We start from the raw sequence: 1,374 nt of genomic DNA, 5'->3' as shown, positions 1-1,374 counted from the left end.
CAAGTCTCACTGCTTAGACAGGCATCCATCAGCCTGCGTCACTACCCTCCTGCGTCACCCCGTTGCTCATAGCGGCTCTCGGTGGTACAGGAATTTCAACCTGTTGTCCGTCGACTACGCCTTTCGGCCTCGCCTTAGGTCCCGACTTACCCTGAGAGGACGAGCCTTCCTCAGGAACCCTTAGGTTTTCGGCGGATCAGATTCTCACTGATCTTTTCGTTACTCATACCGGCATTCTCACTTGAATTGTGTCCAGCGCTCCTTACGGTACACCTTCAACCTCAATTCAACGCTCCCCTACCCCTGATGCAAAGCATCAAGCCATAGCTTCGGTGGTGTGTTTAGCCCCGTTACATTTTCGGCGCAAAGTCACTCGACCAGTGAGCTATTACGCACTCTTTAAATGGTGGCTGCTTCTAAGCCAACATCCTGGTTGTCTGTGCAACTTCACATCCTTTCCCACTTAACACACACTTGGGGACCTTAGCTGATGGTCTGGGCTGTTTCCCTTTTGACAATGGACCTTAGCACCCACTGTCTGACTCCCGGAATAAAGTCTGCGGCATTCGGAGTTTGACTGAGCTTGGTAACCCTTGCGGGCCCCGCACCCAATCAGTGCTCTACCTCCGCGACTCATCTTCCGAGGCTAGCCCTAAAGCTATTTCGGGGAGAACCAGCTATCTCCGAGTTCGATTGGAATTTCTCCGCTACCCCCACCTCATCCCCGCACTTTTCAACGTGCGTGGGTTCGGACCTCCAGTACGTGTTACCGTACCTTCATCCTGGACAGGGGTAGATCACCCGGTTTCGGGTCTACGTCCACGTACTAATAGTCGCCCTATTCAGACTCGCTTTCGCTGCGGCTCCGGCTTCTCACCTTAACCTTGCACGGGAACGTAACTCGCCGGTTCATTCTACAAAAGGCACGCCATCACCCATAGATCGGGCTCTGACTTGTTGTAAGCACACGGTTTCAGGTTCTATTTCACTCCCCTTCCGGGGTCCTTTTCACCTTTCCCTCACGGTACTGCTTCACTATCGGTCGCTAGGGAGTATTTAGCCTTACCAGATGGTCCTGGCAGATTCATACGGGGTTTCACGTGCCCCGCACTACTCGGGATCCGTCTCGGAGAGAGATTGATTTTAACTACAGGGCTTTCACCTTCTCTGGCGGGCCTTTCCAGACCTCTTCATCTACCAAACTCTTTTATCACTCCAAAGAGACGTCCCACAACCCCAAGAAGCAAGCTTCTTGGTTTAGGCTGTTCCGCGTTCGCTCGCCGCTACTGACGGAATCACTCTTGTTTTCTCTTCCTGAGGGTACTTAGATGTTTCAGTTCCCCTCGTCTGCCTCTACACACCCTATGTATTCAG

Annotated in this window: 1 rRNA gene (only partly in view); it reads right to left on the bottom strand. The window is 52.6% G+C overall.

The window, feature by feature from the left end:
• Positions 1-1,374, bottom strand: a 23S ribosomal RNA gene (locus tag AAHF22_RS23645); its annotated part reaches 1,393 nt to the left of the window's first position; the annotation flags it as partial.

Source organism: Paenibacillus wenxiniae, assembly GCF_039822605.1.
GTDB classification, from domain to species: domain Bacteria; phylum Bacillota; class Bacilli; order Paenibacillales; family Paenibacillaceae; genus Saccharibacillus; species Saccharibacillus wenxiniae.
The sequence above is the reverse complement of the archived record's forward strand: the minus strand, read 5'-3'. Positions and strand labels throughout refer to the sequence as shown.